Here is a 15965-nt window from a genome sequence, read left to right as displayed (position 1 = left end):
CTTCGGCAAGGCGGGCGCGCTTGCGCCCGGCCTTGGGACGGCGGGGAATGCTTGCTGGGCCCGGATCCGGGCTGCTGAATCGGCACGCAGGTACCGGCCGATTGAGGATAACGTTGTCAAAAAAGCCGGCACGGTTTGGCATGCGCAGCGGGCTGTCGGTGTGAACCGCGTCATCCCTGAGGACTTCCGGTAGTCGGGCTGCTGAGGCTTGGGGCGGCCGAGTCCGGTACAATCGCGGGCCGATTCCCACCATGGTCTCCCGGACATGATCGTCCTCGAGGGCGCAGCTGCCCTTTCGCCGTTCCGCCGCGAACGTCTTGAATCCCGCCTGCAGTCCATTGCCGCCGATCTGCGCATTACCGGTGCCTGGCACGTCTATTTCACCCAAGCTGCCGATGCCGGCGCGGTCGACCAGACCACGCTGGGCCGCATCCTGCAGGGCCAGCCGGAGGCCGCCGAGCGCGCCGCTGGCGCCATCTCGCGCTATGTGGTGCCGCGCCTGGGCACCTTGTCGCCGTGGTCGAGCAAGGCCACCGAGCTGGTGCGCGGTGCCGGCCTGCCGATCCAGCGCGTCGAACGCGGCACCCGCATCGACCTGAGCGGCTGGCCGGCCGATCCGGCCCAGCAGGCCGCACTGGCCAAGCTGCTGCACGATCCGATGACCCAGTCGCTGCTGGACGACATCAGCCAAGCCCAGGCGCTGTTCAACAACGTCGGCCGCGGCAGCCTGGAGCGCATCGCGCTGGCTGACCTGGAAGGCGCCAACAAGCGCCTCGGTCTGGCCCTGGCCGATGACGAGATCGATTACCTGCGCCAGCGTTACAGCGAACTCGGCCGCGATCCGTCCGACGTCGAGCTGATGATGTTCGCGCAGGCCAACTCCGAGCATTGCCGGCACAAGATCTTCAACGCCAGCTGGACCATCGACGGCAACGCGCAGGACCGCTCGCTGTTCAAGATGATCAAGAACACCCACCAGCAGACCCCGCAGCACACGCTCAGCGCGTACAGCGACAATGCCGCAGTGATCGAAGGCGAGCCGGCCGCGCGCTATCGCCCGGACCCGGCCACCGGCAAGTACCGCAGCGAAGCGGTGGTGCCCAGCGCCTTCCAGATCAAGGTGGAAACGCATAACCACCCGACCGCGATCGCGCCGTTCCCGGGTGCCGCGACCGGCGCCGGCGGCGAGATCCGCGACGAAGGTGCCACCGGCCGTGGCGGCAAGCCCAAGGCCGGCCTGACCGGTTTCTCGGTCTCGCACCTGCGCATCCCGACCCTGCCGCAGCCGTGGGAAGCGCCGCGCGCGCTGAACCCGCGCATGGCACCGGCCCTGGACATCATGCTGGACGGCCCGCTGGGCGGCGCTGCGTTCAACAACGAATTCGGCCGGCCGAACCTGCTGGGCTATTTCCGCAGCTTCGAGCTGCCGGAAGATGGCATCACCCGCGCCTACGACAAGCCGATCATGTTGGCCGGCGGCCTGGGCGCGATTGATCGCGTGCAGGTTGAAAAGCTGCAGCTGCAGGCGGGCGACGCGGTGATCGTGCTCGGCGGCCCGGCGATGCTGATCGGCCTGGGCGGTGGTGCGGCCTCGTCGGTGGCCTCGGGCGAAAGCGCCGAAGACCTCGACTTCGCCAGCGTGCAGCGCGACAACCCGGAAATGGAGCGCCGCTGCCAGGAAGTGATCGACCGTTGCGTGGCCATGGGCACGAACAACCCGATCAAGTTCTTCCACGACGTCGGCGCCGGTGGCCTGTCCAACGCCATCCCCGAACTGCTGCACGACTCCAAGGTCGGTGGCGTGATCGACCTGGGCAAGGTGCCCACCGACGATCCCTCGCTGTCGCCGCTGGAGCTGTGGTGCAACGAGTCGCAGGAACGTTATGTACTCGGCGTGGCGCAGGAGCGTTTGGCCGAATTTGCCGCCATCTGTGCGCGCGAACGCTGCCCGTTTGCCGCGGTCGGCGTTGCAACGGCTGAGGAACACCTGGTCGTGGCCTATGGTGCGACCCCGGGCAACACCCCGGCTGATGCCCCCATCGATCTGCCGATGGACGTACTGTTCGGCAAGGCGCCGAAGATGCACCGTGACACCGTGCACCCGCCCGCAGCGCCGTGGCCGCAGCTCAAGACCGCCGGCATCGACCTGCGTGAGGCGGGCCTGCGTGTGCTGGCGCACCCGACCGTGGCGTCCAAGAACTTCCTGGTCACCATCGGCGACCGCAGTGTGGGTGGCCTGACCGCGCGCGAGCAGATGATCGGCCCATGGCAGCTGCCGATGGCCGACGTAGCCATCACCCTGGCCGGGTTTGACACCTATGCAGGTGAGGCGATGTCGCTCGGCGAGCGCACCCCGCTGGCACTGCTGAACGCTGCCGCATCGGCACGCATGGCGGTGGGCGAAGCCATCACCAACCTGTGCGCCGCACCGGTAACCGCGCTGGATACGATCAAGCTGTCGGCCAACTGGATGGCCGCCTGCGGCCACAATGGCGAAGATGCGCTGCTGTATGACGCGGTCAAGGCGGTGGGTATGGAACTGTGCCCGCAGCTGGATATCAGCATCCCGGTGGGCAAGGACTCGCTGTCGATGCAGGCGCAGTGGCAGGCCGATGGCCAGACCGAGAAGTCGGTATCGCCGGTGTCGCTGGTGATCTCCGCCTTTGCCCCGGTCAGCGATGCCCGCCAGCAGCTGACCCCGCTGCTCGACCGCGAAACCGAAAGCGAGCTGTGGTTGATTGGCCTGGGCGCTGGCAAGCAGCGTCTGGGCGGTTCGATCCTGGCGCAGACCCAGGCCGACCACAGCGCACTGCCGGCTTTTGCCGGTGAAGTGCCGGACCTGGACGACCCGCAGCGCCTGCGTGCGTTCTTTGAATTGATCCGCGATGCGCGTGCGTCCGGCCTGTTGCTGGCCTACCACGACCGCAGCGACGGCGGCGCGTTTGCCGCCCTGTGCGAAATGGCCTTCGCCTCGCGCCTGGGCCTGGACATCGTGCTCGATGCCTGGGGCGATGATCCGTTCCGCAGCCTGTTCAACGAAGAACTGGGTGCCGTGGTGCAGATCGCCAAGGAGGACCGTGCCGCCTTCGCCGACCTGGTCGAGCGTCACGCCCTGACCGAATGCGCGCAGCGCATTGCCCGCCCGACCACCGCGCCGGTGGTGCGCGTGCAGCTGGCTGGCGACAGCGTGGTGGAATGGCGCTGGGAAGAACTGTTCGATGCCTGGTGGTCGGTCACACACGCCATGCAGAAGCTGCGTGACAACCCGGATGCGGCTGACCAGGAGCGTGCGATTGCGCGCAACTTCAACGCCCCGGGCCTGAAGCCGAAGCTGGCATTTGATCCGGCCGACGACGTCGCCGCTCCGTTCATCGCCAGCGGCAAGCGTCCGAAGGTGGCAATCCTGCGCGAGCAGGGCGTCAACGGCCAGATCGAAATGGCCAATATCTTCGAGCGTGCCGGCTTTGAAGCCTACGACGTGCACATGAGCGACCTGATCGAAGGCCGCGTGCAGCTCGCCGACTTCCGCGGCATCGCTGCCTGCGGTGGCTTCAGCTACGGCGACGTGCTGGGTGCCGGCCGTGGCTGGGCAACCTCCATCCTCGAGCGCCCGGTGCTGCGTGAGGCCTTTGCGGCCTTCTTCGCCCGCCCGGACACCTTTGCGCTGGGCGTGTGCAACGGCTGCCAGATGATGAGCCAGCTCAAGGACATCATCCCCGGTGCCGAGCACTGGCCGAAGTTCCTGCGCAATGCCGGCGAGCAGTTCGAAGCCCGCACGGCGTTGCTCGAGGTCGTCGAATCGCCGTCCATCCTGCTGCGTGGCATGGCTGGCTCGCGCCTGCCGGTTGCCGTGGCACACGGCGAAGGCCGTGCCGAGTTCGACAGCGCGGTGGACCAGGCCGCTGCCAGCATCGCCCTGCGTTATGTTGATGGCGATGGCCGCGTGGCCACCCAGTACCCGCTCAATCCGAACGGTTCGCCGGATGGCATCACCGGCCTGACCAGCAGCGACGGCCGCGTCACCATCCTGATGCCGCACCCGGAACGTACCCCGCGCACGGTCAACCTGAGCTGGGCACCGACGAGCTGGGGCGAAGATTCGCCGTGGCTGCGGATGTTCCGCAACGCAAGAGTATGGTGCGGCTGAACAGGCGAAAACGCCGAAAGCCAGTTTCAGTACATGAAAAACCGAAGAAGCCCGCAGGCCAACGCCTGCGGGCTTTTTCCGTTCTGGAAAGTCGGTTTTTGACTGGACACTCAACTGTATCCAAAGACAGACAAACAGAGCTGTTTGTCAAAAAAAACCGCTTAGGAAATGTCACCTGTAGTCAGTTTTGAGCGCTGTATCCCCATATTTTCCGAGCCAGACAGAAACTTGACGCCCGGAGATCACGCCTCCAACACTCGCGCCGCTCAAGAGCCCACATGTCACAGCGCGCTGTGTGGGTAGACGACATGCGTTCTCCTGCTTTGGGCAGGACGCGCGGGGATTAGACAGGCACACACGTTGGGGAAGCAGTCGTTTCTACCTGGATGGTAGCTCGGTTGCGGCGCTAAACAACTCAGTCCACTTCAGGAGCAGTTTCGATGAATCGGATCTATCGCAAGGTGTGGAACAAGGCGTTGGGACAGTTGGTGGTTGCCTCGGAGCTGGCTAGCTCCAAGGAATTGGCCGGCGTGGTGGATACGCGCAGCGCAGGCGTACATCGCGTGCAGCTGCTGGTGCTGGCGATTGCCACGGGGCTTGGATTGGGTGTGCCTGTCGCGTCGTTGCGTGCGCAGTCGGTGGCCGTTGGAGGGAACGCCAAGTGCATCGTCCTCGGTAGTGCCAATCTGGTTGATTGCGCCTTGCAAGGTGATGCCAGCGCTGCGGGTGCCAATGCGGTTGCAATCGGGGCGCATAGCGTTGCATCGGCCGAAGGCAGCCTCGCAGTGGGTAACGGTGCGATCGCCAGCGGTAGTAACAGTGTCGCCTTGGGTGCCAATGCAGTAGCTGCACGCGACAACGTGGTGTCGGTGGGGGACGCCGGCGGTGAACGCCAGATCACCAATGTTGCCGCTGGCACTGAAGATACCGATGCAGTGAATATTGCCCAGCTCAATGTTGTTGCCGATGAAACCGCGAAGACCCGCCGCTACTTCGCCGCCAATGGTGCCAATGATGGCAGCGATGACGCGCTGGCGAGCGGTGCAGGTGCAACCGCCGCCGGCGTTGGGGCGGTTGCCAGCGGTGCGGCGAGCGTTGCCGTCGGTAGCTACAGCAGCGCCAATGGCGACTATGCGAGTGCACTTGGCTATGTGAACACTGCCGATGGAGTGAACAGTTCGGCCGTCGGCAACTTCAACCAGGTGGATGGTGAGAACAGCAGCGCGTTTGGTTTCAGCAATCTGGTGGATGGGGATGGTGCTGTTGCGATGGGGAGCAACTCCATTGCAATTGGTCAAAGCAGCATGGCAGTTGGAGATGGCGCCCTTGCCTCTGAATCATGGTCGCAGGCAATAGGTGCTGATGCCCAGGCGACAGCGGTGGAAAGCCTTGCGGTTGGGAGAAGAGCATCCGCCACCGGAGAGAACTCTGTTGCATTTGGCACTGGGACAGTGGCCAGCGGCATCAACAGCGCGGCCATGGGGTGGCGGGCCGAGGCGTTGGCCGTTGACTCACTCGCTCTGGGCACCTTGGCGCTCGCTGAAGGCGAGCAAGCAATTGCGATTGGATCCAAGTCCTTGGGCATCGGGAAAGGTTCGGTAGCAATTGGTGGTAGCTACCTGTACGCCGAACCAGGCTTGCTGTCGCTACTTCCAGCAGTAGCGTTCGGAGAATATAGCGTTGCATTGGGATCTGGCGCAGACGGAAATGGGGAGGCCTCCGTTGCGGTAGGTGTGATGTCAGCTAGTACTGCACGCCACGCCATTGCTATCGGGCCGAACGCGTTTGCGCTCTCGGACAGGGCAGTGGCGCTTGGTTTGAAAGCCAGAGCGCTGCATCAAGACAGCGTCGCCATAGGTTCGGGATCCAGCACAGATCGCAGTCTGAGCGTCTCCGTTGGTACCAAGGATATGCAGCGCCAGGTCACCAATGTTGCTGCAGGCACCGAGGCCACGGATGCTGTCAACAAGGCCCAGTTGGATGAGGTCGCCTCTATTGCAGGGAATACGGCCAAGTACTTTGCAGCCACCGGCAGCGCTGAAAGCGACGCGGGAGCCTATGTCGAGGGTGACGCTGCCACGGCCTCGGGCGAGGCGTCCAACGCGGTTGGCGACGGCTCCTCTGCCTTTGGTGCCGGTGCTTCCGCTTTTGGAGAGGACGCCACCGCCATCGGCGCAGATGCAACCGCCAGCAATATCGATGCGTTGGCAGTAGGCCATGGCAGCGTCGCCAGTGGAAACAGTGCGGCAGCTATCGGTTGGTCCGCGACCGCAGCCGGAGACTATGACGTGGCTCTTGGGGCGCTTGCCTCTGCGACGGGTGGACAGGCCGTCGCTGCGGGTGCTGCGGCTAGGGCTGGAGGTTTTGCTGCAGTTGCCATGGGTACCTACGCCGAGGCGGGAGCTGACGATGCAACTGCTCTGGGCGGCTATGCGCTGGCGAGTGCCGAGCAGGCGACTGCCATTGGTGGACTGGCACTGGGGGTGTTCGCCACGGAAGCCACAGGACTTGGTTCGGTTGCACTAGGTAACGGTGCGTGGGCCCATGCGGACTTCAGTACGGCAGTTGGATTCAGTAGCTGGGCGGATGCAGATGATGCAACCGCTGTGGGTCAACGTGCGCTCGCGCTGGCGAGTAACAGCGTTGCGCTTGGTGCCAACTCGATTGCCGAGCGCGCTGACAGCGTCTCCATCGGTGACGTCGGGGCAGAGCGGCAGATGACAAATGTCGCTGCCGGTACCGAAGATACTGATGCGGTCAACAAGTCCCAGCTCGATGAGGTTTCTCATCTGGCAGCAACCACGGATAAATACTTCAAAGCGACCGGAATGGTCGATAGCGATGTTGGTGCCGCCGTTACTGCCGCAGGTGCGGTTGCCGCGGGTGAAGCGGCGTTGGCCACGGCTGCCAACGCTACCGCCATTGGCGCGGAAGCATCGGCAAGCGGCCAGGGTAGCGTCGCAGTTGGCGGCGCTGCAACGCTCTCGGCAGATATCACTGATCGTGTCCGTACGAGCGCCAGCGGTGATGCCGCCACCGCATTAGGCTCTGGTGCCGATGCTGTTGGTCACTACACCATGGCAGCCGGTGCGCTGAGCGAGGCGCTTGGCGCTGAAGCCACCGCCGTGGGCTATCAGGCACGTGCCTCACGCCTTGATGCCACCGCAATAGGTGCGTCCAGTTGGGCCGCAGGCGTTGATAGCACTGCGCTGGGGCACGGAAGTATCAGTCGTGGGCAAGCTGCCACGGCGCTAGGAAGCAATGCCGAAGCGATAGCTGTGAACAGCGTCGCGCTCGGCTCGAACTCCTTGGCGGACCGCGCCAACGCCGTATCGGTTGGTTCCAGCGGGGAGGAGCGACAGGTCATCAATGTCGCAGCGGGGACGGAGGATAGTGATGCGGTGAACAAGTCGCAGCTCGATGGTGCGGTTGACCTGCTCACTGTGGATGCAGCCAGGACGAGCCGCTACTTCAAGGCCGATGGTGCCCATGATGGCAGTGATGATGCGCGAACAGGCGGTGATGCCGCCGTTGCGATGGGGGCCGCGGCCAAGGCGATAGCCGTTTCCAGTACCGCAATTGGCAGCTCATCAGTTGCGTCTGCGTTCAACAGCGTAGCGTTGGGGGCAGGGTCGACGGCGGATCGAGCCGATACGGTATCCGTTGGCATCGTGGGCGGTGAACGCCAGATCGCCAATGTTGCCGCTGGCACAGAAAACAATGATGCAGTGAATCTGGCCCAGCTCAATGCCGTTGCCGATGAATCGACGCAGACCAGCCGCTACTTCAACGCCAATGGTGCGAATGATGGTAGCGATGATGCGTTGGCCGCCGGCGCCGGTGCAACCGCTGCCGGTGTTGGCGCAGTTGCCGGTGGATCGGAGAGTGTTGCGGTCGGCAGTTACAGTATTGCCAGTGGCGACTATGCAAGTGCGCTTGGCTATGTGAATACCGCAGCCGGCATGAACAGTTCGGCGGTCGGAAATTTCAACCAGGTTGATGGTGTCAACAGCAGTGCATTTGGCTTCGCCAATTTCGTTGAAGGTGAGAATGCGATTGCCGTAGGCAGCAATTCGGTTGCTCTCAGCAAAAGCAGCATGGCAGCTGGAGATGCTGCGCTTGCTTCGGGACTTCGATCGTTAGCTATTGGTGCCGAGGCACAAGCCACAGCTGTAAATAGTATTGCGCTGGGAACACGATCATCTGCTAGTGGAGAGGATTCTTTCGCCTTTGGGTATGGAGCGGCAGCCAGAGGGAGGATCAGCACGGCATTTGGATTTTTTGCCGATGCATCGGCCGACGGCGCGATGGCTTTGGGGGCAGGAGCGCGAGCTTCAGCTGATGATGCGATTGGAGTTGGAACAGGGTCAATCGCCTTGGGTCAGGCGGCTGTCGCAATAGGTGGCAGTTATGTGTTTGTGGATGAGGATGCGATTGTATCGATTCCTACGCTCGCATCAGGGAATTACGGTGTCGCACTTGGGGCTGGCACCGCAGCCGTCGGGGATAACTCCATTGCGATAGGGGTGATTTCTACAAGTACCAAGGCAAACACTATCGCTGTTGGGCAAAGTGCGTTGGCTAGCGCAGATCGGGCGATCGCTTTTGGAATAAAGGCCATAGCACAGCATGAGGACAGCGTTGCAATAGGATCTGGCGCCAAAACGGATCGTGATCTGAGTGTTTCCGTTGGGACGACGGGCATGCAGCGACAGATCACCAATCTCGCAGCAGGGACTGAAGCTACAGATGCAGTCAACAAGGCACAACTGGATGACGTCGCTTCCATCGCGCAGGGTACGGCCAAGTACTTTGCCGCCACAGACAGTACCGAAAGCGACGCCGGTGCCTATGCGGAGGGCAATGCCGCAACCGCTTCAGGCGAGGCATCCAATGCAGTAGGCGACGGTGCCTCCGCCTATGGCGCGGGCGCCTCTGCATTTGCTCAGGACGCTACCGCTATCGGAGTCGATGCAACTGCTAGCAACATTGATGCGCTGGCAATTGGTCACGCCAGCGTTGCCAGCGGTAACAGCGCCGCGGCCATTGGCTGGTCTGCAATCGCAGGTGGCGACTATGACGTGGCATTGGGTCCGCTGGCGTCCGCGACGGGGGGGCAGTCAGTTGCAGCGGGCGCCGCAGCGACGGCCAGCGGATTTGCCGCGGTTGCCATGGGTACTTATGCGGAAGCAACTGCTGACCACACCATTGCCGTGGGCAGCCAGACACGGGCGAATGGTGAACAGGCGGTCGCGATTGGTGGTTTGGCGTTGGATGAGTTCGCCACGGAAGCCTCGGGGTTTGGTTCAGTTGCATTCGGCAACGGTGCATGGGCGTTGGCAGACCTCAGTACCGCAGTTGGATTCAATAGCTGGGCGGACGCAGAGGAGGCTACCGCACTAGGTCAACGCGCGAATGCGATGGCAGAAAATAGCGTCGCCCTTGGTGCCAACTCCGTTGCTGAACGCGCTTACAGTGTTTCCATCGGTGACGTCGGGGCAGAGCGGCAGATAACAAATGTCGCTGCCGGTACCGAAGATACTGATGCGGTCAACAAGTCCCAGCTCGATGAGGTTTCTCATCTGGCAGCAACCACGGATAAATACTTCAAAGCGACCGGAATGGTCGATAGCGATGTTGGTGCCGCCGTTACTGCCGCAGGTGCGGTTGCCGCGGGTGAAGCGGCGTTGGCCACGGCTGCCAACGCTACCGCCATTGGCGCGGAAGCATCGGCAAGCGGCCAGGGTAGCGTCGCAGTTGGCGGCGCTGCAACGCTCTCGGCAGATATCACTGATCGTGTCCGTACGAGCGCCAGCGGTGATGCCGCCACCGCATTAGGCTCTGGTGCCGATGCTGTTGGTCACTACACCATGGCAGCCGGTGCGCTGAGCGAGGCGCTTGGCGCTGAAGCCACCGCCGTGGGCTATCAGGCACGTGCCTCACGCCTTGATGCCACCGCAATAGGTGCGTCCAGTTGGGCCGCAGGCGTTGATAGCACTGCGCTGGGGCACGGAAGTATCAGTCGTGGGCAAGCTGCCACGGCGCTAGGAAGCAATGCCGAAGCGATAGCTGTGAACAGCGTCGCGCTCGGCTCGAACTCCTTGGCGGACCGCGCCAACGCCGTATCGGTTGGTTCCAGCGGGGAGGAGCGACAGGTCATCAATGTCGCAGCGGGGACGGAGGATAGTGATGCGGTGAACAAGTCGCAGCTCGATGGTGCGGTTGACCTGCTCACTGTGGATGCAGCCAGGACGAGCCGCTACTTCAAGGCCGATGGTGCCCATGATGGCAGTGATGATGCGCGAACAGGCGGTGATGCCGCCGTTGCGATGGGGGCCGCGGCCAAGGCGATAGCCGTTTCCAGTACCGCAATTGGCAGCTCATCAGTTGCGTCTGCGTTCAACAGCGTAGCGTTGGGGGCAGGGTCGACGGCGGATCGAGCCGATACGGTATCCGTTGGCATCGTGGGCGGTGAACGCCAGATCGCCAATGTTGCCGCTGGCACGGAAGCGACCGACGCAGTCAACCTTGATCAGCTCAACGCCGTCGCTGAGGACGGGCAAAGGACCAGCCGCTACTTCGATGCCAACGGTGCGAACGATGGCAGTGATGACGCGCAAGCGAGTGGCGTCGGAGCAACTGCAGCGGGTGTGGGTTCATTGGCGAACGGCATACAGAGCACGTCGATCGGCAGCTACAACGTTGCCGCGGGTAATTACAGCAGCGCCCTGGGATACGTGAACACTGCCAACGGAACCAACAGCACGGCGGTGGGCAACTTCAACCAGGTGGATGGACAGGAAGGCAATGCCTTCGGCTTCGCCAACTTCGTCGATGGCAGCGGTGCAACTGCCATCGGCAGCAGCAGCTTTGCTGGTGGTGACGGGAGCTTTGCTGGCGGCTTGGGGGCCATCGCCAGTGGCGTAGCCACCGTATCCCTTGGCAACGGAAGCGTTGCGTCCGCAGCGCGAGCCATCGCCATTGGTGTCGATGCTGCTGCGCGAAGCCAGGATGCTGTGGCACTGGGCGCGTTTAGCAACGCGATAGGAACCGCTGCCATTGCCCTGGGCCAGGGGGCGAATGCCGGCGCTGATGCATCGAGTGCGGTTGGTGCTGCGGCGCAGGCCGGCGCAATCAGTAGTACGGCGCTGGGCAGTTCCGCCGTAGCGTCCGCAGCGAACAGTGTGGCATTGGGCGCGGGCTCGGTCGCGGATCGGATCAGTAGTGTCTCGGTGGGCAGTGTCGGGGCTGAGCGTCAAGTCACCAACGTTGCAGCCGGTACTGCAGGCAGCGATGCGGTCAACAAAGCGCAGTTGGACGCCGTTGCCAGTGTCGCCACCGGCGCCAGCAAGAGCAGCCAGTATTTCCAGGGCAGCGGCGGCGGAGTGGCAAGCGCGACTGGCACCGATTCCGTCGCGGCTGGTTCGGCAGCTGTTGCCAGCGCCGAGCGTAGTACTGCGGTGGGTGTAGCCAGCAGCGCTGCGGCTACAGGTACTACCGCCATCGGCGCCGACGCAACGGCGCGTGCAAGCAATAGTTCCGTGCTGGGTCGGCAGGCCTCGGCTACTGCTGTTGGTGGCGTGGCGATCGGTTACACCGCGTTTGCGAGCAATGGCGTCAATGGCGTGGCGATCGGTGCAGGGGCGGGGGTGTCGGGTGCCAATTCGGTCGCGCTGGGAGCGGGCTCGCGTGCAACCGAAGCCAACGTGGTGTCTGTGGGTAGTGGTAATGGAGTCAATGGACCAGCGACGCGTCGGGTCATCAATGTCGCGGCGGGGCGCCTCGTCGAAGGCAGCACCGATGCCGTCAATGGGGGGCAGCTCTACAGCACCAACCAGCGTGTGGGCGTGGTAGAAACACGAGTCAATGACATCGATGATCGCATTGGTGACGTGGAGAACATAACCGCTAATGTCGTTTCCTATGATGATGGTGATCGTAGCAAGGTGACGTTCGCAGGCCTGGACGGCACTATCTTGGACAACGTGGCGGACGGCAGCATCGCCCTTGATAGCATGAAGGCAATCAACGGCGGGCAGCTCTACCAGTCGCTTAGTTCCATCGCAGGGATTCTGGGCGGTGGTGCTGCAATGGGCATGCAAGGCTTATTCATTGCTCCGACTTATGTCGTGCAAGGTACCAGTTTCAGCAATGTGGGTGACGCACTGTCAGCGCTGGATACGCAGATAACCGTAATCAATACGCAGCTGTCGGGGATTGATGCGGGCGTTGGTGGAACGCCGGGCGGCGGCGATCCAGGCGATGGCATGAGTACTAGCGGGGGGGTGGCGCTTGGCGACGATGCGAAGGCGCCGGATCAAGCCGGCACCGGGATCGGTCATGGCGCGCATGCAGCAGGGATGAACGACACCGCGTTGGGTAGCAACTCGAGCGTCTTGGCCGATGGCAGTACGGCGGTGGGTGCCAACGCCTCGGTTACCGCTACGGCGACCGATGCGGTGGCGTTGGGTGAAGGTGCCAGCGTGACCGCGGCGTCCAGTACCGCAGTTGGCCAAGGCGCCGTAGTCAGTGCCAGTGCCGGTACCGCAATTGGACAAGGCGCCAGTGTCCGGGCCGAAGGGGCGGTGGCCATCGGCCAGGGGTCCATGGCCGATCGTGCGAATACCGTGTCCGTTGGTAGTGCCGGTAATGAGCGGCAGCTAACCCATATTGCCGAAGGCACGCAGGCAACTGATGCAGTCAACAAGGCGCAGCTGGACCGGAGCGCCGCGGCAGCAAACGCCTATACAGATGGCAAGTTCAACGCAATGGCTGACAGCTTCGAGGTGTTGCGCAGCGATATGGGCAAGCGCCTGCAGCACATTGATGAACGTATTGACCGGCAAGGCGCGATGAGTGCTGCGATGTTGAACATGGCGACCAGTGCAGCCGGTGTGCGAACCGAGAACCGGGTAGGCGTGGGCGTTGGCTTCCAGGGCGGTGAGTCGGCGTTGTCGGTTGGTTACCAGCGTGCCTTTGGGGAGCGCGCGACCGTGACTTTGGGTGGTGCCTTCAGTAGCGATGACAGCTCGGTGGGCCTTGGCGCCGGCTTTGGTTGGTAGCAAAGCCGTAGATCCCGTTTTTCAAACCGGGCCTGTTCCCTTTCCCTTGTTGGTGATCCAGTCGCAAGACCCCAGCTTGGATTTGCCCAGCGGGCCTTCCTCCTTTCAACCAGAAGAGATATTCGAGATGAAGAAACTCAGGAATATTGGTGTGGCAGTTGCTGCTGCAGCATCGATCGGATGCGTTGGGATATCAGCACTGTCCGCAGCCGAGCGGACCGCGAACTCGCAGAAACTGTTGGCGAAAGAGTTGGCGCCGTTGAGCGGTGGTCAACGCTTCCTGGTCAAATACCGTGCTGGAACCAGCGAGTTGAACAGTACGGCAGTGCTCAATCAGGGCTTGTCTGCTGCATTGTCGCGGGCGGCTCTTGATCGTCCCGTAGCAGCCGGCGTGGGATCTTCCTCCCGTGCAGCGGTGAAGGCAGGGCTGTTGCGGCGCACCGCGTTGCCCGGTTGGCGTCTTGTCTCCACAACGCGCATGTTGGATGCGCTGGAGGCAGAGAAATTCCTTCGTGAACTGAGAGCCAATCCGGCCGTGGAGACTGCACGGATTGAGCAAATATACCACCACATGGGCGTGGCAAAGCGCGCGATGACGCCGCAGGACCCCGACTACGGCAGGCTGCAGTGGAACTTCTCCAACGCGGTATCCGGCGTCAGGGCGGAGCAGGCGTGGGATATCTCCCAAGGGGAAGCTGTGGTGGTTGCTATAGTCGACACTGGCATCATCGAAGGTACCCCCGATCTACAGGGTAATGTGCTTCCAGGCTATGACATGATCACCGACAAACGTGCCTCCCGACGGAACTCCGATGAGCGTGTTCCGGGTGGATGGGATTTAGGCAACTGGGTGGATGAGAACTATTGTCTGGGTTGGGCAACATCCCGCCCCCACCTTGCAGAGGGCACCACATGGCATGGTACTCATGTGGCAGGTACGGTCGCCCAGGAAACCAACAACAACATTGGTGTAGCGGGCTTGGCCCACAAGGCTAAGGTAATGCCCCTGCGGGTGCTGGGTTCTTGTGGCGGCTGGGATGGTGATATCGCCGATGCCGTGGTGTGGGCAGCAGGTGGCGAAGTTCCAGGATTGCCGATCAATCCTAATCCAGCGGAAATCATCAACCTCAGTTTGGGAAGTAGTGAAGAAAGTGAATGCTCTCCAATGCTGCAGGATGCCTTTGACATGGCAAACAGCAAGGGCAGCATCATCGTTGTGGCAGCGGGCAACGACAGTAAGGATGCCAGTCTTTACACAATGTCATCCTGCAAGAATGTGATCAGTGTGGGAGCCACTGGCGTCAATGGTGGGAGGGCGACGCGGTACTCCAATTATGGGAGTCGGATAGATATATCCGCTCCAGGTGGAAACGCGGAGAATGATTTTCAGGGCTGGATCTGGCAGATGTACAACGGTGGGACCGAGGGGCCAACCTCGGAGTGGTTTGTAGAGGGAATAGTTGGAACTTCGATGGCGTCCCCTCATGTCGCCGCTGCCGCAGCGATGGTACAGAGCGTTGTTGAAACACCGTTGAACTGGGCGCAGATGCGTGATCTTCTGATGGAGACCGCTACGCCATTTCCGGTTGCTGTTCCGGTTTCGACGCCGATGGGGGCAGGTATCCTCAACGTTGAAGCTGCACTGCTGAAGGCAACCACGCCTCCTTGTGAACCCAGCCAGCAGCAGTGTGAGATTGATGCCACTCCACTTGCTAACAAAGTCACCCGGGCAGGTCTAGCCGGTGAGAAGGGGAGTGTCCAGATTTTCAGCTTCAAGGCACAGGCTGGCCAAGTTCTCAGTTTCATTACATTCGGTGGTACGGGTGATGTTTCGCTGTTTGCGAGCTTCGACAGGGAGCCGCAGCCTGGCCAGGCTGATGCGTTTTCGGTGCGAGCAGGTAATAACGAGACGGTGCGCTTCACTGCCCCCAAGCAGGGCACGTATTACCTCAAAGTGATTGGTGTGAGTGCCTACGCGGGGCTTAGCTTGACCGCGCGCCAGTAGCGGCTTTCAATTTCTTTGTGATTGGGGAAACCCTGGCATTGCCGGGGTTTCCTTTTATGGCCACAGCAAGATCAATGCGATTGCCGGTGTTGAGCTCGCCGCGAATGATGATCAATCCGTACCTGCCAGGCAGGTTTGTAAGTCGGGTTTCCGCGACCACAGTGCTGGCCGATTGTCGAAAGCCATTGCTTGGGGGTCAGGCCGCTGTAACGCAGATCGCATCTGCAGGGCCTCCAGTATTGTGTTTACCGACCGTTGCGGATTCAAGTGACCGATCTAACGTACCCGGGCTGTCATAGGCCGCCAGAGTGTTGCCCCCAAAAAGTGCGGGCAGCGGATGTGCTACACGGACAGCTAGAAGTCGACCATGTGGGGACGCTGGCAACCCTGGGAGTCTCAGCACCAGCTCGCAGCGTGATTTGATCGACATTACTGCTGATCCGGGGGAATCCTGAAGGAGTCCAGTCGGACTCGGCTGCATTGCTATGGTATTTGACATGGATATTGGGGTTGGCAGCGCGGGAGAGGTATGGCTACGGGTAAGCCGAGGCGTGTGATAGCAACCTAGCTGGACCGAGCTGTGTCTAAGGCCTGCCGCGCGCTGCGGCGCAATCATGGGGCGCAAGCTGCGCCGAGCAGATCGAATCAGCGACCGCGCTTGGGGGGAAGTTGCGCATGCCCTGCAGACTCATACGTCGCAGCCTTGGTGGAGACGGCGGCTCACACGCTGCCACGGCAGCAGTCCAGAGCA

At 62.1% G+C, this 15965-nt stretch carries 3 protein-coding genes; all 3 read left to right on the top strand.

Annotation, left to right across the window (positions count from 1 at the left end):
- The first annotated feature begins 265 nt into the window (after window positions 1-265).
- Window positions 266-4147 (top strand): phosphoribosylformylglycinamidine synthase, encoded by a 3882-nt coding sequence (purL, locus tag RT131_RS09750; protein ID WP_313172445.1) that lies wholly within the window; start codon window positions 266-268, stop codon window positions 4145-4147.
- Between the two features lie 440 nt (window positions 4148-4587).
- Window positions 4588-13209: an ESPR-type extended signal peptide-containing protein gene (locus RT131_RS09745; protein ID WP_313172443.1), complete on the top strand. Its 8622-nt coding sequence runs from the start codon at window positions 4588-4590 to the stop codon at window positions 13207-13209.
- A 127-nt stretch (window positions 13210-13336) separates the two neighbouring features.
- The gene (locus RT131_RS09740; protein ID WP_313172441.1) at window positions 13337-15214 is read left to right on the top strand and encodes a S8 family serine peptidase; all 1878 of its coding nucleotides are present in this window, start codon (window positions 13337-13339) and stop codon (window positions 15212-15214) included.
- The last annotated feature ends 751 nt before the right edge of the window (window positions 15215-15965 follow it).

Source organism: Stenotrophomonas sp., from assembly GCF_032066555.1.
Lineage (GTDB): Bacteria > Pseudomonadota > Gammaproteobacteria > Xanthomonadales > Xanthomonadaceae > Stenotrophomonas.
The sequence above is the reverse complement of the archived record's forward strand: the minus strand, read 5'-3'. Positions and strand labels throughout refer to the sequence as shown.